The sequence below is a fragment of the Pseudomonas sp. GW821-FHT11D10 genome, assembly GCF_058808435.1.
This window is the reverse complement of sequence record NZ_JBXARR010000007.1, coordinates 122,893-147,222: the sequence shown is the minus strand read 5'-3', so window position 1 is coordinate 147,222 and position 24,330 is coordinate 122,893. Positions and strand designations below refer to the sequence as shown.

Sequence of the window (24,330 nt, the reverse complement as noted above, 5' to 3'; positions counted from 1 at the left end):
AGACTCCTTGTCTTCACTGGTTATTATTTAGGCTGACACAGCGATAAATGAGCGTTAAAACTTTCCCATCCACACCGTGCAAGCAAACATTAGTCCAGCAAGACGAGCAGCAACAAGCATTCAACTATTAGTATTCAATTCAGAAGACAAAACTAAAAAAAGCATAAACAGCCACAACTGGAAAACACCAGAAAAGTTACTGTTCACAACTTGGAAAGCCTTTAAAAGGCTACGCATTATTTTATGCGGTCAACTCAGATAAACGCTGACCATAAACGCGGGACATCGCGCGAATCTGCGGATGTTGTGAACCCAGCAAGGCTTCACTGCTGACGCGCAGAAAGTTTACGTTGCCCAGCGCCAATGCCTTGCGCAGCCAATGCAGCGAATCATCCACTTTCCCCTCATCAGCGAGAATCGCCGCATAACTGAACTGCCCGCGGAAATCCCCGCCCTCGGCTGAGCGTCGATACCACTCCCGGGCCGCTGTGGGATTTGCCGGACACACTTGCCCTTCTTCCAGATAACGACCGAGCAGATTCATCGATTTGGCATGGCCAAGTTCAGCGGCACGTTGATACAACGCCATTGCCTGAAGATGATCGACCACTGCACCGCGCCCGGTTGCGAGCAGGTTGGCCAGGTTGTACATCGCCCAGTCCAGTCCGCCATTGGTGGCGATTCGATAATGTTTCACAGCATTGGCTGCATCGACTGGGCAACCCCACCCATGCTCATGACACCGGCCGAGCATATTGCGCGCCATTAGATGACCTTGCCCGGCGGCAATTTCAAACCAGCGCAATGCCAGCGCCTGATCCTGAGCAATTCCATGGCCATCGAGCAGAATCTGCCCGAGCAGCGCCTGCGCTTCCAGCACGCCCTCTCCCGCCGCCAGCAGAATCGCCTGAGCCGCGCGGGCCGGGCTTTCTTCAAGCATGGCCGTGAGGCGTTCGCCGTCGAGGACTTCTTCGCGACGTAACCGAAAGTCCGCCACTTACACCTCGACCCAGCGACGCAGCAGGTTGTGATAAGTGCCGGTGAGGCGGATCAGCGAAGGGTGATCGGGCATGTCGTGGGTCAGTTGCTGGATCGCACCGTCCATCTCGAACAGCAACGCGCGCTGGCTGTCTTCGCGCACCAGACTTTGAGTCCAGAAGAACGAGGCATAACGCGCCCCGCGAGTGACCGCATTGACCTTGTGCAGGCTGGTGCCGGGGTACAGCACCATGTCACCGGCGGGTAGTTTTACCCGCTGGGTGCCGAAGGTGTCCTGGATTTCCAGCTCGCCGCCGTCGTAGTCCTCGGGCTCGCTGAAGAACAGCGTGGCGGACAAGTCAGTGCGTACGCGCTCGATGCTGCCCTTGGGCTGACGCACTGCGTTGTCGATGTGGAAATCGAAACTGCCGCCCGCCGTGTAGCAGTTGAGTAACGGCGGAAACACTTTGTGCGGCAGCGCGGCCGACATGAACAGCGGATTTTTCCACAGGCGTTCAAGCATCGCCGCGCCGATTTCCTTGGCCAGCGGATGGCCTTCCGGCAGCTGCAGATTGTGCTTGGCCTTGGCCGATTGATAACCGGCGGTGATCTTGCCATCGGCCCAGTCGGCCTGTTCCAGAGCCTCGCGGATGCGCTGCACTTCTTCTTTCGCGAACAGCCCGGGGATGTGCAGCAGCATGGCAATGTCACCTGATGGCAAAGAGGCGGCAATGGTATTGATTCTTATTGGCTGTGTAAAACCCGCTAGACGAATGAACTGGCAAAAACCGTAAGGTTAAATTGTAAAGAATGTAAATTCAGTGCGAATAACAATGTTTCGCAATTGATACGAATACCTGTTTACCCTATATTCCGCCGCCTCAAATCCTTGGGGAGGGGAATAAAAATGGCACGTCAACAAGCACAATTACCGGTCAGTTCACCACGTCTGCTCGCTTCCGCCATCGGCGTGGCAATCACCGCCGGCTCCGCAGGCCACATGGTGTTCGCCGCCGAAAAAACCGACAGCAAAGCCACCGGCAATGCCATCGCCCTGGACGCCACCGCCATCACCGGCGAAGCCCAGGACTCGACGTCCTACCAGGTCGAGAAAGCCTCCTCGCCCAAGTACACCGCGCCGCTGGTCGATACCCCGCGCTCGGTCACCGTTATCCCGCAACAAGTTCTGAAAGACACCGGCGCCCTGAACATGCAGGACGCGCTGCGCACCGTACCGGGCATCACTTTCGGTGCCGGTGAAGGCGGTAACCCGCAGGGCGACCGTCCGTTCATCCGTGGTTTCGACGCCCAGGGCGACACCTACCTCGACGGCGTGCGCGACACCGGCTCCCAGAGCCGCGAGATCTTCGCCGTTGAAAACATCGAAGTCAGCAAGGGCCCGAACTCCGCCATCGGCGGTCGCGGCGCAGCGGGCGGCAGCATCAACCTGGTGAGCAAGAAAGCGCACTTGGGCAACTCGTTCGACGGTGGCTTCACCTGGGGCTCCGACCAGACCCAGCGCTACACGATGGATGGCAACTACCAGTTCAGCGACACCGCTGCCGGCCGTCTGAATCTGATGAGCCACGAGAGCAACGTCGCCGGTCGCGACAAAGTCGACTACGACCGTTGGGGCATCGCGCCGTCCCTGGCCTTCGGCCTGGGCACCGACACCCGCGTCAACCTCGACTACTACCATCTCGAAAGCAACGACACGCCGGATTCGGGCATCCCTTACACGATTCCGGCCGGTGGTTCGGCTGCGCGCACCAAGTCCAACCCGGACAAGCCGTACGCCGGCGGCGATCACAGCAACTTCTACGGTCTGGATCGCGATTTCCGCAAGGGCCGCACCGACACCGCGACCTTCGCCATCGAGCATGACCTGAGCGACTCGCTGACCCTCAAGAACACCCTGCGTCACGGCACCAGCATGCAGGATTACATCCTGACCCAGCCGGACGACAGCAAGGGCAACGTCAACAACGGCAGCGTCTGGCGTCGTGCGAACACTCGCGTGAGCAACACCGAGACCACCACCAACCAGACCGACCTGTTCGGCAATTTCTACGTCGCCGGCTTCAAGAACAGCTTCTCCACCGGTGTCGAATACACCCGTGAGGAAAGCCAGAAGTCTTCGTACAACGTCAACACCGATACAACGCCGCGCACCACCAACGTGCCGTCCAGCACCAACTGCACACCAGCGATGATCGGCGCGTCGAGCGGCTACAACTGCACCTCGCTGTCGAACCCGAACCCGAACGATCCGTGGAACGGCGCAATCTCGCGCAACTACGCCGGCACCGACACCCAGTCCGATACCTACGCGCTGTATGTGTTCGACACCCTGGAGCTGTCCCAGCAATGGCTGGTGAACATGGGCCTGCGTTACGACCACTTCGAAACCGGCTACAACACTTACAACAACGCTGGCCGCACCACCTCCAAGGGTGATGACACCAGCGAGTTCGTCACCGGTCAGTTCGGCATCGTCTACAAACCGGCTGAAAACGGCAGCATCTACGCGTCTTACGCCACCTCGGCCACGCCACCGGGCAACACCTTGGGCGAAGGCATGGACGGCAACCCGCTGGGCGGCACGCCGGATCGCAATGGCAACCTGCTCAAGAGCGACATGGAGCCGGAAACCACCAAGAACTACGAAATCGGTACCAAGTGGGATCTGCTGAACGATCGCCTGTCGCTGACCGCCGATATCTTCCGCACCGAGAAAGAAAACGCGCGTGTCCAGGTTGATACCACCTCGTACGAAAACGCCGGCAAGACTCGTGTACAAGGTATCGAGTTGTCCGCCAGCGGCAAGATCACCGACAAGTGGCAAGTGTTCGCCGGTTACGCCTACATGGACAGCGAACAGGTTGACGGTGGTGACCTGCCGGCCAACAAGGCCAACAACGGCAACGAGCTGCCTAACACGCCGAAAAACAGCGCCAGCCTGTGGACCACTTACCAGGTCACGCCGAAGCTGACCATCGGTGGCGGTGCGTTTTACGTGGATGACGTGTTCGGCAGCGTGGCCAACACCACCATGGTCGATTCCTACGTTCGCTACGACGCGATGGCGGCGTACAAGCTGAGCAAGAACGTCGACCTGCAACTGAACGTGCAGAACCTGACCAACGAGACCTACTACGACAAGGCCTTCTCGACTCACTTCGCCAACCAGGCGGCGGGCCGTACGGCATTGCTGAGCACCAACTTCCACTTCTGATCGAAGAGGGAAGGACCGAGCCCCGTTCATTCATTTGAACGGGGCTTTTGTGCGTAATAAAGAACGTTTCTCGATAAGCCACGGCATAATGCACGCCGTGAACACAATTTCCGAACGGACAAGGCAAGCGACGTGTTGAAGAAAACCCTGTTCCAGTTGCACTGGTTTTTTGGCATCACTGCCGGGCTGGTGCTGGCCCTGATGGGCATCACCGGCGCTGCCTATTCGTTTCAGGACGAAATCCTCAAAGCCCTCAACCCTTCCGTGTTGCAGGTGGAGAAACAGGTCGCCGGCGTCCTCCCGCCTGCCGATCTAGTGGCGCAGATCGAAGCGGCCTCGGGCAAGAAAGTCTCGATGCTCTCGGTCGAGACCGAAAGTGGCAGCGCCGGGCGCGTCTGGTTCACCCCGCCGAAAGGTGAGCGTCGTGGCGAGATGCGCTACTTCGATCCCTACACCGCCGAGTTCAAGGGCGAGGCCACCGGCCAGGACTTCTTCGGCCTGATGCTGCAACTGCACCGGTTCCTCGCCATGGGCGACACCGGTCGCAACATCACCGGCGCCTGCACCCTGATGCTGCTGTTCTTCTGCCTGTCCGGTCTGTACCTGCGCTGGCCGCGCCAGTGGAACAGCTGGCGCGTCTGGCTGACCCTCGACTGGAAGAAAAAGGGCCGCAGCTTCAACTGGGATCTGCACTCGGTGTTCGGCACCTGGTGCATGCTGGTTTACCTGCTGCTGGCACTGACCGGACTGTCCTGGTCCTACGAGTGGTACAACAAGGGCCTGACCAAATTGCTTTCCGATGCACCGCAAAACGAACGCGTGCGCGGCGGTCGTGGCCCGGCCCCCGAAGGTCCGGCGCCGACTGCCGATTACGCCGCGATGTGGGTCAGCATCTACAGCGCCGCAGGTCCGGGCCTCGCCTCCTACAACATCCGCATGCCGCCAGTGGCCGGCCAACCGGCGACCGTGTTCTACCTGCTCGACAGCTCGCCCCATGACCGCGCGCTGAACCAGATCACCCTCGACCCGGCCACCGGCGTCGTCAAACGCGTCGACCGCTATGCCGACAAAAGCTTCAAGGCGCAATTGCTGACCAGCATTTATGCGCTGCATGTCGGCAGCTATTTCGGATTGGTCGGGCGGATCATCGTCACCGTCGCGGCGGTGTTGATGCCGCTGTTCTTCATCACCGGCTGGCTGCTGTACCTGGATCGCCGACGCAAGAAAAAGCAGATCAAGGATGCCCGCAAAGGCCTCGACCAACCGGCCGGCGATACACCGGCGTGGCTGATCGGCTTTGCCAGTCAGAGCGGTTTTGCCGAGCAACTGGCGTGGCAGACCGCCGGCCAGTTGCAGGCCGCCGGATTGCCGGTGAAGGTGCAGCCGCTGGCGAATGTCAGCGAGCAGGATTTGCGCGAATCGAACAACGCGCTGTTCGTGGTCAGCACCTTTGGCGACGGCGAAGCGCCGGACAGCGCTCGCGGTTTCGAGCGCAAGGTATTGAAGAACGCCTCGACCCTCGACAGCCTCAACTACGCCGTACTCGGACTCGGCGATCGTCAGTATCAGCACTTCTGCGGTTTCGCCCGGCGCCTGCATCAATGGCTGGGCGAACACGGCGGCAAGACCCTGTTCGCCCCGGTGGAAGTCGACAGCGGCGATCCTTACGCCCTGCGTCACTGGCAGACCCAGCTCGGGCTGATCACCGGGCAAGCGCCGGTCGATACCTGGCAGGCGCCGAGCTACGAGAACTGGACGCTGGTGCGCCGCGAGCTGATGAACCCGGACAGCAGCGGATCCCCCGTCTTCCTGCTCGGCCTGACCGCGCCGACCTCCCGCAGCTGGCTGGCCGGCGATCTGGTGGAAGTGCTGCCACGCAACTGCCCGTGGGCGATCGAGCATTTCCTCGACGGCCTCGGCATCCGTGGTGAAACCAGCGTCAAGGTCAACGGTCTGGAAGAGTCGCTGGAAGTCGCCCTCGCCACCCGCCAGTTGCCCGAGCACCGCGCGCATCTGGTGGGCCTGCACGCTCAGGCGCTGGTCGATGCGATGGTGCCGCTGGCGATGCGCGAATACTCGATCGCCTCGATTGCCGCCGACGGTGTGTTGGAGCTGATCGTGCGTCAGGAACAGCATGCCGACGGCAGCCTCGGCATCGGTTCCGGCTGGCTGACCGAGCATGCTCCGGTCGGCGGCAGCATCAGCCTGCGGGTCCGCCGCAACAGCGGTTTCCACCTGCCGAACGCTCCGGTGCCGATGATCCTGCTGGGCAACGGCACCGGTCTCGCCGGGCTGCGCAGCTTGCTCAAGGCACGGATCGCCGACAATCAACAACGTCACTGGCTGCTGTTTGGCGAGCGCAATCGCGAGCACGATTTCCTCTGTCGTGCGGAGCTGGAAGAGTGGTTGATCAATGGCGATCTGGAACGCCTCGATCTGGCGTTCTCGCGGGATCAGGCCGAGAAGATTTACGTGCAGGATCGCCTGCGCGAATCGGCCGGCGAGTTGAAGAAATGGCTGGCGGACGGTGCGGTGATCTACATCTGCGGCAGCCTTCAAGGCATGGCGTCGGGCGTGGATCAGGTGCTCAATGAAGTGCTGGGCGCCGCTGAAGTCGAACGCCTGATCGAACAGGGTCGTTACCGTCGCGACGTTTATTGATTCACCTTGGGTCACTGTGGGAGCAACCTTGCTCCCACAGGTTCAGCGCTGCATTCAGACTGGCTGCAGCTTTTGCTCGAACACCGCAACACCCTCCAGATCCCGCAACACCACGCTCATCTCCCCGCTCTGCCCGTCAATGTTCACCTCACCGAAAAACTGAAACCCGGCAAACGGCGAGGCGTTCTGTACCGCCGGCGCTTTCTCGAACACCACCTGCGGGCCAAAGGTCTTGTCCAGCGGATTGGGGCCGAAACTGCCGGCGTTCAACGGCCCTGCGACAAACTCCCAGAACGGTTCGAAATCCTGGAACGCAGCGCGATCCGGGTGGTAGTGATGCGCCGCGCAGTAATGCACGTCCGCCGTCAGGAACACGAAATTGCGCACCTGTTGCGCGCGCAAAAAGCCCAGCAGCTCGGCGATTTCCAGTTCGCGTCCCTGCGCCGGGCCAGGGTCGCCGTTGGCCACCGCTTCCCAGCGCGCAACACCGGGACTGACCTCGCCATCCGGCACGCCAAGACCGATCGGCATGTCGGCGGCGATGACTTTCCACTGGGCTTTCGAGGCCTTCAATCCGCGCTTGAGCCAGTTCAGTTGCTCACGCCCGAGGAATGGTTTTTCCGCCCCGAGATTGTCGTCGTTGGCGCCGCGATAGCTGCGCATGTCGAGCACGAACACATCGAGCATCGGCCCGTAACTCAACTTGCGATAGATCCGCCCGCCGCCATCGGCGGCCTGCAAACGCATCGGCGAATATTCGAGCCAGGCCTGACGCGCACGGCCGACCAGGGTGTGGATATTTTTTTCCTGATAACGCTCGTCGAGCTGTTTGCCCGGCGACCAGTTGTTGACCACTTCATGGTCATCCCACTGCCAGATCTGCGGCACTTCGGCATTAAAGCGACGGACGTTTTCGTCCATCAGGTTGTAGCGGTAATTGCCGCGATAATCGTCGAGGGTCTGGGCGACCTTGCTCTTGGCTTCGGTGGTGAGGTTGCGCCAGATCCGGCCACCTTCCGTGGTCAGCTGCGCCGGCACCGGGCCGTCGGCGTAGATGGTGTCGCCGCTGTGAATAAAGAAGTCCGGCAGGCGCATACGCATGGCTTCATAGATGCGCATGCCGCCGATATCGGGGTTGATGCCGAAGCCCTGGCCGACGGTGTCGCCGCTCCAGACAAAACGGATATTGCGCCGCGCCGTCGGTGCACTGCGCAAGTGACCGAGCCACGGTTCGCTGGCAACGCCGGTGCGGGCGTCTTTGAAATACACGCGGTAGAAAATCGCCTGATCGGCGGGCAACCCGGTGAGTTCGACGCGGGCGGTGAAATCGCTGCGGGCATCGGCCAGCGCGGAGACGACCCGGCGCGGATGGCGGAACTGGCTGCGGGTGTCCCACTCCACCACCATCTGCGCCGGGCGGTCGGCGCGGCTCCAGATCATCGCGCGGTCACCCTGCAAGTCGCCGGATTGCACGCCGTCAGTGAGTTGCGGTCGATCCTTGACCGACGCGATCACGGCCGGCGCCAGCCCCGGCATCAGCAGTCCGGCGCCGACGGCTTGCATCACGCGCCGGCGACCGGGATTGAAATCGCTCATGGTGTTATCCCTGAAAAAAGGAAAACTTAAGCACCGCTAGATGAAAGGGGTGTGACACCTCAGGCCTTCGCGGGCTCCAGCGCCAGTTCCACGGCCTCCGGCCGCTTGACCAGCGCGTACACAACCGCCGTCAGCAGGCTGCCCGCGACGATTGCCAGCAGGTACAGCAGCGCATGGTTGATCGCATTCGGAATCGCCAGCACGAACAGGCCACCGTGGGGCGCCATCAGTTTGCAACCGAAGTACATCGACAACGCACCGGTCAGCGCACCGCCGGCAATGCTCGCCGGGATCACTCGCAGCGGATCCTTCGCGGCAAACGGAATCGCCCCTTCAGAGATAAAGCAAAGTCCCAGCACCAGCGCCGCTTTACCCGCCTCGCGTTCAGTCTGGGCGAACTTGCGCCGGGCGATGAACGTGGCGATGCCCAGACCAATCGGCGGCACCATGCCGGCGGCCATGGTCGCGGCCATCGGTGCATAACTCTGCGAAGCCAACAGCCCCACCGAAAACGCATAAGCGGCCTTGTTGATCGGCCCGCCGAGGTCGACGCACATCATGCCGCCCAGCAACACACCGAGCAGGATCGCGTTGGTGGTGCCCATGCTATCGAGAAAATGCGTCAACGCCGCGAGCATCCCGGCCACCGGTTTGCCGACCACGTAAATCATCACCAGCCCGGTGAACAGGCTGGCGAACAACGGGATGATCAGAATCGGTTTCAGCGCTTCCAGACTTTGCGGCAGCGCCACGTACCGACTGATCGCCTTGGCCGCGTAGCCTGCGATAAACCCGGCGACGATCCCGCCGATGAAGCCGGCGCCCAGGGTGCTCGCCAGCAAACCGCCGATCATCCCCGGCGCCAGACCGGGACGGTCGGCAATCGACCAGGCGATGTAACCGGCCAGCAACGGCACCATCAATTTGAACGCGGTCTCGCCGCCGATCTGCATCAGCGCCGCCGCCAGCGTGCCCTCTTCCTTGAACGCGGTGATGCCGAACACGAACGACAAGGCGATCATCAAACCGCCCGCCACTACCATCGGCAGCATGAACGACACGCCAGTCAGCAAGTGTTTGTAGACGCCGCTTTTCTCTTGTTTGGCCGGGGCCTTGCCGTCGCTCGCAGCGCTTTCCTGCTTGCCTTCGGCCAGAGCTTTTTTCAGGGTGGCTTCGGACTGCTTCAAGGCGATCCCGGTGCCGCAGCGGTAGATTTTCTTGCCGGCGAAACGCTCGGTGGCGACTTCAATGTCGGCCGCCAGCAGCACCACGTCAGCTTCGGCGATGGCTGCCGCACTCAGCGGATTTCGCGCGCCGACCGAGCCCTGGGTTTCGACTTGCAGGTCATAGCCCAGCCGCTTGGCGGCTTGCTGCAAAGCTTCGGCGGCCATGAAGGTGTGGGCGACACCGGTCGGGCATGCAGTGATCGCGACCAGACGCGGCGCTTGAGCGCTGGTAACCACGGGCGGCGTCTCGGCAGCGACGTAAACCTCGGCCTCGACGGCGCCACGTCGCAGCACGTCTTCGACATCCTGCAGGGCTTGCGCCGGCGCAATCCGAAAGACTTTCTTGCCGATGAACCGGGTCATGTCCACAGGTCCCGTGGCCACCAGCAACACCCACTCGGCGGCTTCGATGGTCGCCGCCGACAACTCGCGCTCCGGGTGCGCAGCATCCACCACTTCGACGCTGGTGCTCCAGCCCTGACGCTGGGCCGCGGCATCCAGCAACCGGGCGCACAGCACACTGGTGACCATGCCGTTCGGGCAGGCCGTGACAATGGCTAACTTCATGACAAACCCTCTTATTGTTCTGTCAGGGGGCGCACGCGCACGCCCTGTTCGAGCTGCGCCAGTTGCGCAGCATCGTGAATACCGAAACCGATCTGGGTCACCGCCTGCGCCGCAATCGCCGTGGCCGTGCGCAGGGTTTGCTCCGGCGTATCGGCACTGAGCAGACCGTGGAGCATGCCGGCCAGCAACGAATCGCCGGCACCGACCGTACTGGCGACGCTGACCTTCGGCGGCGTCGCATGCAGCGCCGAGCCGACGCTGAACCAGTTCACACCGTCGGCGCCGTGAGAAATCACCACATGCTCGATGCCTTGGGTGTGCAACCGATTGGCTGCCTCAGCCTGAGACGCGTGGGACACCACTTCACAGCCCAGCGCATCGGCCAGCTCTTCGGTGTTCGGCTTGATCAGCCACGGGCCGGCCTTGAGCGCCGCGCGCAAAGCTTCGCCGCTGGTGTCCAGAGCGACTTTCAGGCCCAACGCCTTCAAGCGCTCGACCAGTTCGCGCAACCACTGTGCAGTGACTCCGCGCGGCAAACTGCCGGCGACCACCACCGCGTCATGCCCCGGCGCAATCTGCACCAGACGATCCAGCAACGCCTGTTGCGCCACCACGCCGACCACCGGCCCAGGGCCGTTGATGTCGGTGATGCGACCGTCCTGTTCCGCGACCTTGATGTTGCTGCGGGTCTCGCCGGGCACCCGGATAAACGCATCGGTAAAACCGCGTTTGGCGAACAGGGTTTCGAACGCCTGCAGATTGTCTTCGCCGAGAAAGCCGCTGACCGTCAGTTGATGACCGAGGTCGGCCAGCACTTGCGCGACGTTGACGCCCTTGCCGGCGGCGTGGGTGTGCATCTCGTCGCTGCGGTTGACCTGACCGGTCTCCAGGCGTGGCAACTGCACCGTGAGGTCCAGCGCCGGGTTGAGGGTCAGGGTGAGAATCTTGGCCATTACAGGGCCTCCACTAATGCGCGCACTTCGTTGGCGCTGCCCACGGCCAGGGCTTGTTGAGCAAGGGTTTGCGTCTGGGTGAGGCTGAGCTCGCGGATGCGCGCCTTGACCTCGGCGATGCTGCGCCCGGAGACGCTGAGTTCATCCACACCGAGGCCGACCAGCACCGGCACCGCCAGCGGATCCGCCGCCAGTTCGCCACAGACGCCAACCCATTTGCCGTGGGCATGGGCCGCGCGCACGGTGATATCGATCAGTTGCAGCACCGCCGGGTGCAGGCCGTCAGCCTGGGCGGACAGGGTCGGATGACCACGGTCGATGGCCAGCGTGTATTGGGTCAGGTCGTTGGTGCCGACGCTAAAGAAATCCACTTCTTTGGCCAGCACCGGTGCCAACAAGGCAGCGGACGGCACTTCGATCATGATCCCCAGTTGCAGATCGGCAACCGGGATTTCCAGGCGCAGGCGTTCGGTCATGTCGCGGGCCTGACGCCACTCTTCGACGCTGCCGACCATCGGGAACATGATCCGCAATGGACGGTTGTCCGCCGAACGCAGCAAGGCGCGCAACTGCGCTTCCATGATCTGCGGACGCTGCAATGTCAGGCGAATCCCGCGTACGCCGAGGAACGGGTTTTCTTCCTTGGCGATCGGCCAATACGGCAGCGGTTTGTCGCCGCCGACGTCGAGGGTGCGCACTACCAGCGGGCGACCGGCGAGGCCGTCGAGGACGCGGCGGTATTCGGCTTCCTGAGTCGCCTCGTCCGGCGCCTGTGGATGAGCCATGAAAATCAGTTCGGTGCGCAACAGACCGATGCCTTCGGCGCCCTGCTCCACCGCGCTGATCACACCGGCGCTTTCGCCGATGTTGGCGAACACTTCCACGGCGTGGCCGTCGGTGGTGTGCGCCGGTTGATGGCGTTGTTCGGCGGCGGCTTTCAGGCGTTGTTCGCGGGTGTCGCGTTCTTCGCTGGCGCGTTGCAGGGTCGCGGCATCCGCGTCCACATGCAGGCGACCGCGCTGGCCGTCGATCAGCAACGGCGTGCCCGGTTTCAGCAGCAACACCGCAGCGCCCGCTCCGACCAGCGCCGGAATGCCCAGCGCGCGAGCCACGATTGCACTGTGTGCGGTGGCGCCACCACGGGCGGTGAGAATCCCCGCGACCCGCGCCGGATCCAGACGCGCGACGTCGGACGGACCGACCTCGTCCATCACCAGAATGTACGGTTGCTCAGGCTCGGCGGGCGTCTGCACGCCACACAGTTGCGCCAACACCCGGCGGCCAATGTCGCGCAGGTCGGCGGCACGTTCGGCGAGCAACGCGTCCTGCAACGCTTCCTGTTGTTTCGCGGCGGCTTCGATCACGGCCATCCACGCCGCTTCGGCGCTTTCGCCCTGCTTGAGGCGGGTGTCGACTTCATCGGTGAGTTCCGGGTCGTCGAGCATTTCCTGGTGGGTGATGAAAATCTCGCGGATCGCCTTGGCCTTGCTGCGCTCGATCAGGCCCTGAATGTCCTGACGCACGTCAGCCAGCGCTTGCTTGAGACGCTCGCGCTCGATGGCAGCGGACTCGCCGCGCAACGGGTAATCGATGGTTTGCTGGACTTGAATGTGCGCCGGGCCGATGGCGATGCCGGGGGCGGCAGGAATCGCTTGCAGCAGGCTGCCGGAGGCCGGGGCGCTCAGGACTTCGGCGATGTCGGCGATCACTTCACGCTGCTGACTGACTGCTGGCAGCGGCTCGACTTCTTCGCCGAGGCCTTCTTCGATGGCGGCCAGCAAGGCCGGCAAGGCATCGGCAGCGATGCTCGGTTCGGCGATGATTTCGAGCACCTGGCCGCGACGGGCGCCGAGGCTCAACAGTTTGCTCAGGCTCTTCACCGAAACCGCGCTGTCCTGACCGTCGACGATGCGCACACGGATTTCGCCATCAAAACTTTTCGCCAGTTGCGCGAGGATTTTCGCCGGCCGCGCGTGCAGACCATGGGCGTTTGCCAGTGCGATACGTGCGCTCGGCCAGTCGGCCGGCAACTCACCGCCAAGCACTTCGAGGACTTTGCGGCTGCTGGTGGCGCGACCCAGTTCATGGCCGCGACCTTCGATCAGCAACGCGCACAAACGCTCGAGCAACGCCTGATGCGCTTCACCGAGGCTGGCCAGACAGAACAGACCGCTGAGCGGCTGGCCGAGATAGCGCATCGGTTTGTCCGGCGTGACGAACGCCAGGCCCGGACGCTTCACGGTCTGTTCGCTGTGCAGCCACCACAGGCCATCGCCCAGCGGCAGCGCTTCGACCTGCTGCAATACACCGGCGAAACCGTTGCTCACACAATCGGCCTGGCGCAGCAGACGCGCACCGCGCCAGACCAGTTCTTCGAAATCGTCGGCGGAGACCCCGAGGCCGATCATCTGTGCATCCAGCGCCAGCTCCTGCGGCGCGCCTTGCAGCAGTTTCAGCAGCGCTTCGGGCGAACTCGCGCGGCGCAGGGCCTGGCCCAGATCGGTCTCGCCGAGGGCGCGGGTCAGCAGTTGCAGAAGGCGCAGGTGTTCGTCGGATTTGGCGGCGATGCCGATGGCCAGATAAACGATCTGGCCATCACCCCAGTCCACACCATCGGGAAACTGCATCAGACGCACGCCGGTGGCGAATACCTGATCGCGGGTTTCGGGCGTGCCGTGGGGAATCGCAATGCCTTGGCCGAGGAAGGTCGAGCCCTGAGCCTCCCGGGCCTGCAGGCCGGCGAGGTATCCGTCGGCGACCAGACCATCGGCGACCAGATGACTGGCCAGCAATTGCAAAGCGGCGGTTTTATCCACAGCCGACTGGCCCATGGATATCTGCTCTACAGTGAGCTCGAGCATGCGATCTCCTTTTTGGCATTGTTCAATGCCAGGTATTGTTTTGAATGGTTGCAGCTTAGGCGCTATGGGCCATCCTTTTCAGGAGGCAGTTTTGGCGGTTTCACGGCAGAACCGGCCAAAGGCGTCTAAAACGTAGAAAATACGCTTGCTGAAACGTTTAATCTAGATTGATCGGCACGTTACTCGATAATGTCCCATCCTTGAAGTCCAACTTGTCGGATGCGCTGCGACAATGGTCGCCTGCCTGAATCGGGTAGGATTGGCGAAAATGTCGCGGCAAGCTCGAAAAAACAAGGAAATCCCGGGTTGAAACTCAGTGATATCGCGCGGTTGGCCGGAGTGTCCGTGACCACCGCCAGCTACGTCATCAACGGCAAGGCCGAACAGCAACGCATCAGCACCGCCACCGTCGAGCGGGTCCGGGCGGTGGTCGATCTGCACGGCTTTACCCCCAATCCACAGGCAGCCGGACTGCGCAGTCGGCACACCCGGACCCTGGGTTTTATCCTGCCGGATCTGGAAAACCCCAGTTACGCGCGGATCGCCAAACTGCTGGAGCAAGGCGCCCGTGCGCGGGGCTATCAGCTGCTGATCGCCAGCTCCGACGATGCACCGGACAGCGAGCGGCAACTGCTGCAACTGTTCCGCGCCCGACGCTGTGATGCGTTGATCGTCGCCAGTTGCCTGCCGGCCGGTGACGACAGTTATCGCCAGTTGCAGGCCAAGGGCCTGCCGATCATTGCCATCGACCGGGTGATGGATGCCGAACACTTCTGCTCGGTGGTCAGCGACGACCGCGAAGCCAGCCTGCACCTGACCGAAAGCCTGCTCGACCCGCAGCCGAAACAGATCGTGCTGCTGGGCGCCCGTCCGGAACTGAGCATCAGCCAGGAACGTGCGGCCGGGTTCAAGCAGGCCCTTGCCGGGTTCAAGGGCGAAGTGCTGATCGAGCACGCCGAATCCTTCAGCCGCGAGTGCGGCAAGCAGTTGATGGAAGAACTCCTGCAACGCCTCGGGCATTTGCCGGATGCGCTGGTGACCACGTCCTACGTGCTGCTGCAGGGCGTGTTCGACGCGCTGCATGACTTCCCGCTCAAAAACCGCCCGCTGCGCCTCGGTACATTCGGCGACACCCAATTGCTGGACTTCCTGCCGCTGCCGGTCAACGCCATGGCCCAGCAGCACCAGTTGATCGCCGACAAGGCGCTGGAACTGGCACTGGCGGCGGTCGAACAATCGGATTACCAGCCTGGCGTACAAGCCATCGCCCGTACCTTCAAGCAGCGTATTCACCGGGACTGAGCCGTGGAGCTGATCGACAGCCACACCCATCTGGACTTCCCCGACTTCGACGCCGATCGCACGGCGCTGCTGAGCGAAAGCCGCGCCCTCGGGGTGCGGCGAATGGTGGTGCTCGGGGTCTACGAGGGGAACTGGCAGCGGGTGTGGGATCTGGTGCAAAGCGACGCCGACTTGTACGCGGCCTTCGGATTGCACCCGGTCTATCTCGATCAGCATCGGCCTGAAGATTTACTGGTATTAGGCGATTGGCTGACACGGCTAAGGGGTCATCGGCAGCTGTGCGCGGTCGGCGAAATCGGCATGGATTACTTCATCGAAACCCTCGACCGCGAACGCCAGCAAGCGCTATTCGACGCACAACTGCAACTGGCGGCGGATTTCGAGTTGCCAGCGCTGATCCACGTGCGGCGCAGCCATGCGGCGGTGATTGCCACGCTCAAGCGCTTCAAGCTCAAGCGCGCCGGCATCATTCACGCCTTCGCCGGCAGCCGTGAAGAAGCGCGGGAATACATCAAGCTCGGTTTCAAACTGGGTCTTGGCGGCGCGCCCACCTGGCCGCAGGCGTTGCGCATGCATCGGGTGCTGGCCGACTTGCCGCTGGATTCGGTGGTATTGGAAACCGACTCACCGGACATGGCGCCTGCCATGTTCCCCGGCATTCGCAATACGCCGGCGCATCTGCCGGCGATCTGCGACTCACTGGCCGCTTTGATGAACATCAGTGCGCAACAACTCGCCGCCGCCAGTACCGCCAACAGCTGCGACGTGTTCGGCTGGTAGTCAGTCGGCGTGGGCCTTGGCCGCGTCGAGAATCAGGGTCAGGTGCTGGCGCTGCCGGGCATAACGAATCACCGCGAAGTACACGAAAATCGCGATCAGCGACGCGTTCAATTGCTCGGTGACGCTCAGCAACCCCACCCATTCCATCACCAAAGCCACCAGCAACGCGGTGCACACCGTCACCAGCGCACTGGCGCGCATCAGGCCGAGTGAATCGAGCGAACGAAAGCGTTTGATCTGCTTCGGGCAGCGCAGCTCCAGGCTTTTCTGGCAATGCGCACAGGTGAACGCTTCGTGGATCGATATGGCATTCAGCTGCCAGGGTTTGAGCACCAGCGTGGTCTGGCAGTGGGCGCAGCGGCCCTGGACGCCCAGGGTTGCGACGGACATGTGCGATCTCCTCCAAGTGGTCAATGAACTGAGCTTGGTTCATTGAAGACGAAAAACCAGCCCCCGGAGGAAAACAGGATTTTGCTTACAGATGTAAGCAAAAAAGTACTACAAACCATTCCGAAAAAACCTGCCTCACAGGAGGCAGGTCGATTCAAACCCGGAACGCGCTGATCAACTGCTTCAACTCGACCACCTGCGCCGACAACGCGCGACTGGCATCTTCGGTCTGATGCGCGCCTTCTGCGGTGCGCTCGCCGGCCCGGTTGATCTCGACGATGTTCTGGTCGATGTCGTGGGCGACGGCAGTCTGTTGTTCGACGGCGGCGGCGATCTGCTGGTTCTGGTCGACGATCATGCCGACAGCGCCGAGGATGTTTTCCAGCGCCTGCTGGACTTTTTCCGACTGCCCCACCGTGCCGTTGGCCATCTGATGGCTGACGCCCATGGCCTTCACTGCCGCGCCGACGCCGCCGTGGAGTTTGGCGATCATCTGCTCGATTTCTTCGGTCGATTGCTGGGTGCGTTTGGCCAGCGTCCGGACTTCGTCAGCGACCACGGCAAAACCGCGCCCCTGCTCACCGGCCCGCGCGGCCTCGATCGCGGCGTTGAGCGCCAGCAGATTGGTCTGTTCGGCGATGCTCTTGATCACTTCCAGAACGCGACTGATCGACTGACTGTCGCTGGCCAACTGGTTGATCACCAACACTGATTGATCGATTTCGCTCGCCAGTGCGGCGATGCTGCCCTGCTGCGATTCCACCAACCCGCGACCGCTTATGGTTTCGTCGTTCACGCTGTGGGCGCTGCTGACCGCGGCCGCCGCACTGCGTGCCACCTCCAGCGACGTCGCCGACATCTGGTTCATCGCGGTGGCCACTTGCTCGATCTGCGTGCGTTGCCCGGCGACCGCCTGATTGCTCTGCGCCGAGACGTTTTCCACTTGCCCCGCCTGTCGCTCGACCTCGCCAACGGTGTGGCCGACCCGTTCGATCAGGTCATGAATTTTGCGCACCGTGCCATTGAACACTTCGCCCAACTCGCCGAGTTCATCGCGGCTGTTGGCGCGGAAATTCACTGTCATGTCGCCTGCTGCGACTTTATCCATCATGGCGCCGAGGTTTTTCAGGGTGGCGCGGGTCGACGCGTAGAAGCCGCCATAGAGATAGAAAATCAGCACGAACACCACCGACAACGCCACGGCTTGCAGCACCATGTGCGTGCGGTTTTGCCCCAGGCGCTGCTGCAATTGGGTGTCGAGGAATTTCAGGGTGGCGTCGTTGAGCTGATAGGTCTGGTCCATCAGCCCGGTGACCTGGTCATAAAACGCCTGCCATGGGGCGTCGAGCGTTTCGGCCATCACCACTTGCTCTTCGATCAGGGTGCTGGCCTGTTTCAGCGTCGCCTTGCTGGCATCGGCTGGAGTGCTCAGGGAATCACGGGCGGCTTTGCTGGAGCCCAGCGCATCCTGCAATTTCAGGCCATATTCGGCCTGAAGTTTTTCGATCTGCACCAGCAACTCGTCGAAGCGGGTGCTCGACGAACTGTTGAGAAAACCCTGACCCAATGAATACGAGCCCATCGCCCGACCTTCGCCCAAGGCCTGGGTGACGGCCGGCGTGGTCGCGGTGATCAGCTCGCTGAGCTGGCGTATGTCGCCCTGATTGTCGCGGCTCAATCCGGCCTGACTGGCGACGATCTGGCTGAAAACCTGCGCATTGCCCAGCAGTTTGCCGATCAGCGCACTTTTGCTTTGCAGAGAGTTTTCCGCTTGCTGGGCCTTGAACGCCGCGATCATTTCATCGCGCTTGGTCTCGAAGAACTTGATCTGCTCCGGATCCTCGGTCATGGGCGTCAGCCCTTGCAGGCGCGCCAGGACGCTTTGCTCAAGGCTGGTGATCTGCGCCTCGACATTGCCGGCCTTGCCGGACTGGCCGAGGGTAACGTTGATCTGCACCAGATTGTTGAGGGTTTCCAGATCCCGGCGCAGGGTCAGGCTGCTGCCCAGCAGGTCGAGGCTCTGCAGCTCCACCCGGGTGCCCTGGAATTCACGATAGGAATCGCGCACCAGATAGAAATTGGTCACCAGCATCGGCACCAGGAACAGCACGCTGATCAGGCTGAACTTCATGCCGAAGCTCAAGCGGTTCATCAGCGAGACGGCGGGATAGAGCAAGCTCTTCACTGGAAGTCTCCCTTGGTTTTTTCTTGTTTTTATTGGCAGGCGCGGGGCGACAGCAGATAGCCACTATCGGGCGCCATCTCTGTATAGCTCAAATCGAAGGGAGGTTTTGTAACTTAAGGTTAACGAGGGGGATTGCCCCCCTCGTCACGCGAAGGGCCTACGCCAGCACTGTCCACAGGGCAAAGCCGGCATACCACAGCACCGCCGCTCGCAGCAGCAGTTCCCACAGGCAGTCGAGGGTGTTGATGCCTTCGGGGCCGACGGCTGCCGGCGGGATTTCCCCGGCAGCCAGCCCGACCTTGGTGATCAGTTGCGCAGCGCTGATGTTCCAGTTCAGCAGTTCGTGCAGCATCACCCGGCTGACCGCGACGAAATTACCGACCAGCGCAAGGCTCGCCGCCAGCAGCCGCACAGGCACCCAGTCGAAGGCGTGGCGCAGTTGTCCGGCCCTTTCGGCCACCGCCGGGTTCTGGGCGTTTTCTTCCGCCAGCGCCAGCAAGCGATAGCTGAGAGCCGCGACCGGGCCGAGCAGGAAGTACCAGAAAATCACCGCAAAGAAACTCTGATAGGCCTGCCACAACAGATGCCGTTGCACTTGCTCCAGCAATTGTTCGCCGCTTTCGGCGCAGATGTTCAGATCACGCTTGGCCACATGGGCAGCGGCCTGCAGATCCTCACGGCGCCAGGCGTCGCGAAACGGTCCGAGTTCGCCGAGCAGATCACCCCGCCCCAGGCTGTAAATCACCACCAGCAAATGCACCGGCAACGCCAGCAGACCGTAGGCCACCGGGTCCAGCACCACCAGCAGCAACCCCAGCAGCGCCACCGGCAACAGCACCAGGACGGTCAGCACCAGCCACGGCTGTTTGGCCAGCCCGCCGGTTTCAAGCTTGTGCAGTTCGCGGATCCATCCGCCATCGCGTTGAACCCGTTGGCGCAGGGCCGAGAACTTCTCGATCCATACCGCCAGCAGTAACACCAGAAAACTCATTTTCCTTCCTCTTGTGCCAGGGCGGCGCGGTAGCGTGCCCAGTCGAATGCGGGTCCGGGGTCGGTCTTGCGTCCGGGGGCTATGTCGCTGTGCCCGCAGATGCGCTCGACGGTGATCGCCGGGAACGCCGTCTGTATCTGCCGGGTCAGCACGGTCAACGCCTGATACTGCGCATCGGTGAACGGCAGATCATCGGTACCTTCCAGCTCGATGCCCACCGAAAAATCGTTACAGGTTTCCCGTCCTTCGAACACCGAAACGCCGGCATGCCAGGCACGCTCAAGACAGGAGACAAACTGGGTGACCTTGCCGTCACGTTCGATCAGAAAATGCGCAGACACGCGCAGGTCGGCTATCCCGGCAAAATAGGGATGTTCCGTGACATCCAGACGATTCTGGAAAAATTCCTGCACCTTGCCGGTGGCGAACTGCGCCGGTGGCAGGCTGATGTTGTGGATGACCAACAGGGAGACTTCGCCCGCCGGGCGTTCATTGAAGTTGGGCGAAGGGCAGACCTGCACCCCGTGACACCAACCGCTTGCGGGATCCAACTGCATACCGATTCCTTCAACGCCGACTGTGTTGGCGACCAGTATGCCGTGATCGGCCCCCGGCGCGCGATCACTTGCCGCGATTGAGCCGCCGCAGATTGCCGAGCACCGACTCCAGCGCCCGGTCGAACAGCAAGGTGTCGTCCAGCGCCCGCACCGCGCCACGACGGAACGCCAGGGCCAGTTCCGTGCGATCGCGCTCCAGCACTTTCATCCCGGTGCGGTCGACGAACACGTACTTGCCGGTGGCCTCGATGATCGCCGCCAGCTTGCAGCGCAGGGTGTGTTCTTCGTCTTCTTCGAACGCCACCCAACTGCCCAGGCGCAACTGATCGACCTGACGCAAACCTGCGTCGTCGGCCGGTAAACGCGCCGGCGTGCGCGGCTCGTCGGCCATCTGCAAGACAATCGCCTGCGACACTTCGATCATTTCCGGTAACGCGGTCTGATCCGGCTCGCTGGACGGTTCGAGCAGGCACACATGCAGCGCTTCCAGTTCACTGAAGAAGCCGCTGGTGGCAAACGGATCGAAGGCCGAACTGCTCAGGCCGTCGCGCAATGACTTGAGCAACCCCGGCACCAGCGCCAACAGCCGCAGGCCGGCTTCGGCGTCGTCGTGGCGCTGCACGCTCCAGATCAATTGCTCCATGGTCTGCACGTCGGCCTGCCATTCGGCAGACTGATCGCCATGCTTGAGGCAGGTCAGCAGCAACACCTTGCTCCAGGCCTCCTGCACGAACGTCACCACTGACGGTGGCAGGACTTTGCCCAGCAAGGCCTGATTCAACGCCTGCTCGACCCGCTGGCGGGCCAGTTCGGTTTTCGCCCGGCCCTCTTCGGCATCGCGCAAACGCTGTTCAAGCAATTCGCTACGACGGCGTTCGTCACTGGTGAAGGCGAGGAAGTCCGCCAGCAACTCGGAAAAAATCGCCGGGTCATCGACGAAATCCGTCAGCAGGCGCTGCACCACTTGCTCGATGCGCAGGTACAGGCTGTCGCGCGCATTGCCGTCGCACTCGCCCCACCCCATCGCCGCTTCGGCAATTTCATTGAGCAGGCGCCGCGCCGGGTGGCTGCTGCGGCTGAAGAAGCTTTTGTCGATCACCGCGACCTTCAACATCGGGATCTGCAACCGTGCAATCAGCGCCTTGAGCGAATCCGGCAGGTTGCGATCATCGAGGATGCAGTCGAAGACCATCGCCACCAGATTGATCACGTCCTCGTCGGCCCCGCCGACGATTCGTGATTTGCCGCTGCGCACGCTGACCCGGGTCAGCAACTGTTCAAGCTGATGGCGCAGATCGAAGTCGTCCTGCACCGCCAGCGCCGGCACGTATTGCTGCAGGTGCGAGAGCAGGCGTAGCAGGTCGCGGGTGGAAATCGGTTGGGCGGGAGCGCTGGGCTCAAGGGTCGGCGCGACCGTACCGCGCACGTGCAGCAGCAACTCCTGCAATGCGGCGAAGACCTCCTGCACGCCGGCATCCGTCTGAGGTTTGTCGGCACCCTCGAATTCGCTCTGCACGCTGGCCACGGCCTGATCGATAGCGCGACGGGCCGGTGCCGGCTTGAGCTCGGGCAACACGCCCGTGGCGATCAGCAGTTGATTGGCTTCGGCGTAGAGTTGATCGGTATCGGCCAGCACATACCGCTCGAACAGTTTGAGCAGGATCAGTTTGACCTTGATCTCCACCCCCAGATTGCGCCCCGCTTGCAGGAAGTACTCGCAAAGCATCGCCGGGCCCAGCGGGTTGTATTGATCGTCCAGGGTCTTGCCCAACAGCGCATTGAATCGCGCGGTCAGTTGGTCGAGGGCGAACCCGTCGCGATTCAGCACACGGCCGACCATGGTCTCGACCGCGACGTTGCGCTCCATGTCGTCGGTGCGCGCGGTAGTGTCCTCATGCTGCAAGGCGTGAGAGAGGACGGTGGGGACGGGATCGAATTGAGTGAGGCCGACAAAGGCTTCGAAGAATTGCTCGAGAAAACCGCGCTCGATGTTCTTGCGCTTGAGGCGCAGGTCGCGCATGGCCTCAAAAAAGATGTTCTGCTCGACGTCGTTACGCGCCCGGTCGGCCATTTCGAACAGGGTGTCGTCGGCGTTATCGAACAGTTCCTGCAAACCGTTGCGCAGGCGCTGGGCAGCCTTGTCGCGAACCTGAAGCAGAATCACAGGCAGGCGGGCGAGCGGCGAGTGAGTCGCCTGATCGGTAGTGGCCTTGTGCAGAGGCACTACATTCCCGTCGTTGTGCATCCAAGCCTCCTGAAACGGTGATTTGCCGACGTCAAAGTCATGGCGTCAAATGCAAGGCGGATTATCTTGCAAAAGATGTCTCCGGCGCCAGAGCCGTCAGGGTTTCCCCTATGCGCCGACACCTTGCAGTGACCACGACAGAAACGGGTTTGCTCAAAGAAAATCGACCGGATGCAGCGCTGCGTGGCTGTTCTCGCCTTGGGTTGGCCGACGCCATGCCCCTATAATCGGGCCACTTAGTTTGTGGAGCCCGTTATGCCGAATCTACGTCTCGCCGATTTGACCGCCGAAATCGAAGCCAACGTGCGCCGTGCGTTGCTCGAAGACATCGGCAGCGGCGACATCACCGCGCAACTGATCCCGGCCGAACGCCTGGCCAAAGCCACCATCATCACCCGCGACGCCGCCGTCATCAGTGGCACGGCCTGGGTCGATGCGGTGTTCCGCCAGCTCGATCCACGTGTGGCGGTGCATTGGCAGGTGCGCGATGGCGAACGGGTTTCGCCGAATCAGCCGCTGTTTCATCTGGAAGGCCCCGCCCGCTCGTTGCTGACCGGTGAACGCAGCGCCCTGAACTTCCTGCAGTTGCTGTCGGGTGTGGCGACTCGCGCGCAGTACCTGGCGGACTTCGTTGCCGAGACGTCGGTGAAACTGCTCGATACCCGCAAGACCCTGCCGGGCCTGCGTCTGGCGCAGAAATACGCGGTCACCTGCGGCGGTTGCCATAACCACCGCATCGGCCTGTACGACGCGTTCCTGATCAAGGAAAACCACATCGCCGCCAGCGGTGGCATCCCGCAGGCGATTGCCGCTGCACACAAGATCGCCCCGGGCAAACCGGTGGAAATCGAAGTGGAAAGTCTGGAGGAGCTGAAGGAGGCGCTGGCCGCCGGTGCCGACATCATCATGCTCGACGAACTGAGCCTCGATGACATGCGCGAAGCCGTGCGCCTGAACGGCGGCAAGGCAAAACTGGAAGCCAGTGGCGGCATCAACGAAAGTACGCTGCTGCCGATCGCTCAGACCGGGGTGGACTACATCTCGATCGGCGCGATGACCAAGGATGTGAAAGCCGTGGACCTGTCGATGCGCCTGAGCATCTGAGTCGATCACGCAATAAAAAACGCCAGCCCTTTCGAGGCTGGCGTTTTTGTTTCAGACCACCAGATTGTTCATCTCGCAGTACTCTTCCCACTCGACGCCCAACACTTCGGCCGCTTCCTTGTGCAGCTCCAGGCGCTTGGCTTCGAACTCCTCAGGCGTGCTGGTGTACTTGAGGGTCAATTCCCAAGGTTGCAGGCCCTGGGCTTCGGCTTCGTCTTCGAACGCCCACTGGATCTGGTCTTTCTGATCATCGGGACTGAGGTCCTTGATCTCGTCCATCAGCTCAGGCGCATCAAGCTTGTACTTTTCCAGCGCTTGTTCGTGGCGTTGCTCTTGAGTTAACTCGGTCATGGCGTTCTCGCTGATCGTAAGAATGGAAGATGGATGTGGATCATCAAGGATCTCTCTGACGCGGACTGTCCGGCCTTCGGAACCATTCGGGATCATCTGAAAACTGCTGGGCGATGCTCATGCAGACAACGAATATAGGACGTTTGGCGAGCGAATTACACGGGACTTTACATCTCTCCCACAAAAAGTTGACCGGGGGAACATAAAACCGGATTTCGAGGGGAAGCGAGAACGAGGGAAAAGCGAAGTGGTGCCCGAGACAGGAATCGAACCTGCGACCTTCGCGTTACGAGTGCGCTGCTCTACCGGCTGAGCTACACGGGCGGTGGGCTAAACCTAGCACTGGTC

17 protein-coding genes and 1 tRNA gene are annotated in these 24,330 nt (G+C 61.9%); 5 read left to right on the top strand and 13 right to left on the bottom strand.

The genetic code is table 11. The features are described from left to right. Positions 1–241: 241 nt before the first annotated feature. Positions 242–940 carry a tetratricopeptide repeat protein gene (locus tag AC1RT4_RS20855; protein ID WP_493087552.1) on the bottom strand — a complete coding sequence of 233 codons (699 nt, stop codon included), beginning with the start codon at positions 938–940 and terminating at the stop codon, positions 242–244. 57 nt (positions 941–997) lie between these two features. Then, the gene (locus AC1RT4_RS20850; RefSeq protein WP_007953697.1) at positions 998–1,678 is read right to left on the bottom strand and encodes a Fe2+-dependent dioxygenase; all 681 of its coding nucleotides are present in this window, start codon (positions 1,676–1,678) and stop codon (positions 998–1,000) included. A gap of 207 nt (positions 1,679–1,885) precedes the next feature. Between AC1RT4_RS20850 and AC1RT4_RS20845 the strand changes: the two genes are divergently transcribed. Next, the gene (locus AC1RT4_RS20845) at positions 1,886–4,213 is read left to right on the top strand and encodes a TonB-dependent receptor (protein ID WP_493087549.1); all 2,328 of its coding nucleotides are present in this window, start codon (positions 1,886–1,888) and stop codon (positions 4,211–4,213) included. A gap of 132 nt (positions 4,214–4,345) precedes the next feature. After that, entirely contained in the window at positions 4,346–6,874 is a 2,529-nt protein-coding gene (locus AC1RT4_RS20840; protein ID WP_493087544.1) for a PepSY domain-containing protein, read from the top strand. A gap of 54 nt (positions 6,875–6,928) precedes the next feature. Here the strand turns inward: AC1RT4_RS20840 and AC1RT4_RS20835 are convergent, their stop codons facing one another. Genes AC1RT4_RS20835 through ptsP form a run of 4 tightly spaced genes read right to left on the bottom strand, consistent with a single transcriptional unit; the run spans position 6,929 to position 14,077 of the window. Further along, on the bottom strand, positions 6,929–8,470 hold the full coding sequence (locus AC1RT4_RS20835) for an alkaline phosphatase D family protein (protein ID WP_493087541.1): 1,542 nt from the start codon (positions 8,468–8,470) through the stop codon (positions 6,929–6,931). Between the two features lie 59 nt (positions 8,471–8,529). After that, positions 8,530–10,263 (bottom strand): PTS fructose-like transporter subunit IIB, encoded by a 1,734-nt coding sequence (locus tag AC1RT4_RS20830; protein ID WP_493087539.1) that lies wholly within the window; start codon positions 10,261–10,263, stop codon positions 8,530–8,532. A gap of 11 nt (positions 10,264–10,274) precedes the next feature. Next, positions 10,275–11,216, bottom strand: coding sequence for a 1-phosphofructokinase (pfkB, locus tag AC1RT4_RS20825; protein ID WP_493087537.1), 942 nt, complete (start codon positions 11,214–11,216; stop codon positions 10,275–10,277). Further along, a complete protein-coding gene (gene ptsP, locus AC1RT4_RS20820) occupies positions 11,216–14,077 on the bottom strand; it encodes a phosphoenolpyruvate--protein phosphotransferase (RefSeq protein WP_493087535.1) in 2,862 nt (953 codons plus the stop codon). The genes pfkB and ptsP overlap by 1 nt, the downstream gene beginning before the upstream one ends. 306 nt (positions 14,078–14,383) lie before the next feature. On the opposite strand from ptsP, the gene cra reads away from it, so the two are divergent. Both cra and AC1RT4_RS20810 read left to right on the top strand, forming a co-directional pair. Next, entirely contained in the window at positions 14,384–15,379 is a 996-nt protein-coding gene (gene cra, locus AC1RT4_RS20815; RefSeq protein ID WP_074691885.1) for a catabolite repressor/activator, read from the top strand. A gap of 3 nt (positions 15,380–15,382) precedes the next feature. Continuing rightward, positions 15,383–16,159 carry a TatD family hydrolase gene (locus AC1RT4_RS20810; RefSeq protein ID WP_493087530.1) on the top strand — a complete coding sequence of 259 codons (777 nt, stop codon included), beginning with the start codon at positions 15,383–15,385 and terminating at the stop codon, positions 16,157–16,159. Here the strand turns inward: AC1RT4_RS20810 and AC1RT4_RS20805 are convergent, their stop codons facing one another. The 5 genes from AC1RT4_RS20805 to AC1RT4_RS20785 form a co-directional block, all read right to left on the bottom strand. Next, positions 16,160–16,549: a hypothetical protein gene (locus AC1RT4_RS20805; protein ID WP_007953715.1), complete on the bottom strand. Its 390-nt coding sequence runs from the start codon at positions 16,547–16,549 to the stop codon at positions 16,160–16,162. It abuts the gene before it with no gap. Positions 16,550–16,703: 154 nt separating this feature from the next. Beyond that, on the bottom strand, positions 16,704–18,734 hold the full coding sequence (locus AC1RT4_RS20800; protein ID WP_493087527.1) for a methyl-accepting chemotaxis protein: 2,031 nt from the start codon (positions 18,732–18,734) through the stop codon (positions 16,704–16,706). A 157-nt stretch (positions 18,735–18,891) separates the two neighbouring features. After that, on the bottom strand, positions 18,892–19,725 hold the full coding sequence (ampE, locus tag AC1RT4_RS20795; protein ID WP_493087525.1) for a regulatory signaling modulator protein AmpE: 834 nt from the start codon (positions 19,723–19,725) through the stop codon (positions 18,892–18,894). After that, entirely contained in the window at positions 19,722–20,282 is a 561-nt protein-coding gene (ampD, locus tag AC1RT4_RS20790; protein ID WP_493087523.1) for a 1,6-anhydro-N-acetylmuramyl-L-alanine amidase AmpD, read from the bottom strand. Before ampD ends, ampE begins: the two co-directional genes overlap by 4 nt. Positions 20,283–20,346: 64 nt before the next feature. Beyond that, complete coding sequence (locus tag AC1RT4_RS20785) at positions 20,347–22,527, bottom strand: DUF1631 domain-containing protein (RefSeq protein WP_493087521.1); 2,181 nt, start codon at positions 22,525–22,527, stop codon at positions 20,347–20,349. 255 nt (positions 22,528–22,782) lie between these two features. Here AC1RT4_RS20785 and nadC point away from each other — a divergent pair, with 255 nt between their 5' ends. Then, positions 22,783–23,631, top strand: coding sequence for a carboxylating nicotinate-nucleotide diphosphorylase (gene nadC / locus AC1RT4_RS20780; RefSeq protein ID WP_007953729.1), 849 nt, complete (start codon positions 22,783–22,785; stop codon positions 23,629–23,631). A 51-nt stretch (positions 23,632–23,682) separates the two neighbouring features. Here nadC and AC1RT4_RS20775 read toward each other — a convergent pair whose 3' ends face one another. Next, on the bottom strand, positions 23,683–23,982 hold the full coding sequence (locus AC1RT4_RS20775; RefSeq protein ID WP_493087519.1) for a DUF6388 family protein: 300 nt from the start codon (positions 23,980–23,982) through the stop codon (positions 23,683–23,685). A gap of 248 nt (positions 23,983–24,230) precedes the next feature. Next, positions 24,231–24,306, bottom strand: a tRNA-Thr gene (locus AC1RT4_RS20770). Positions 24,307–24,330 lie beyond the last annotated feature (24 nt).

Bases quoted from the DNA above. Each gene is read 5' to 3' on its own strand.
- AC1RT4_RS20855 (WP_493087552.1), bottom strand. From the start codon at position 940: ATGCTTGAAGAAAGCCCGGCCCGCGCGGCTCAGGCGATTCTGCTGGCG.
- AC1RT4_RS20850 (WP_007953697.1), bottom strand. From the start codon at position 1,678: ATGCTGCTGCACATCCCCGGGCTGTTCGCGAAAGAAGAAGTGCAGCGC.
- AC1RT4_RS20845 (WP_493087549.1), top strand. From the start codon at position 1,886: ATGGCACGTCAACAAGCACAATTACCGGTCAGTTCACCACGTCTGCTC.
- AC1RT4_RS20835 (WP_493087541.1), bottom strand. From the start codon at position 8,470: ATGAGCGATTTCAATCCCGGTCGCCGGCGCGTGATGCAAGCCGTCGGC.
- AC1RT4_RS20830 (WP_493087539.1), bottom strand. From the start codon at position 10,263: ATGAAGTTAGCCATTGTCACGGCCTGCCCGAACGGCATGGTCACCAGT.
- pfkB (WP_493087537.1), bottom strand. From the start codon at position 11,216: ATGGCCAAGATTCTCACCCTGACCCTCAACCCGGCGCTGGACCTCACG.
- ptsP (WP_493087535.1), bottom strand. From the start codon at position 14,077: ATGCTCGAGCTCACTGTAGAGCAGATATCCATGGGCCAGTCGGCTGTG.
- AC1RT4_RS20805 (WP_007953715.1), bottom strand. From the start codon at position 16,549: ATGTCCGTCGCAACCCTGGGCGTCCAGGGCCGCTGCGCCCACTGCCAG.
- ampE (WP_493087525.1), bottom strand. From the start codon at position 19,725: ATGAGTTTTCTGGTGTTACTGCTGGCGGTATGGATCGAGAAGTTCTCG.
- ampD (WP_493087523.1), bottom strand. From the start codon at position 20,282: ATGCAGTTGGATCCCGCAAGCGGTTGGTGTCACGGGGTGCAGGTCTGC.
- AC1RT4_RS20785 (WP_493087521.1), bottom strand. From the start codon at position 22,527: ATGCACAACGACGGGAATGTAGTGCCTCTGCACAAGGCCACTACCGAT.
- nadC (WP_007953729.1), top strand. From the start codon at position 22,783: ATGCCGAATCTACGTCTCGCCGATTTGACCGCCGAAATCGAAGCCAAC.
- AC1RT4_RS20775 (WP_493087519.1), bottom strand. From the start codon at position 23,982: ATGACCGAGTTAACTCAAGAGCAACGCCACGAACAAGCGCTGGAAAAG.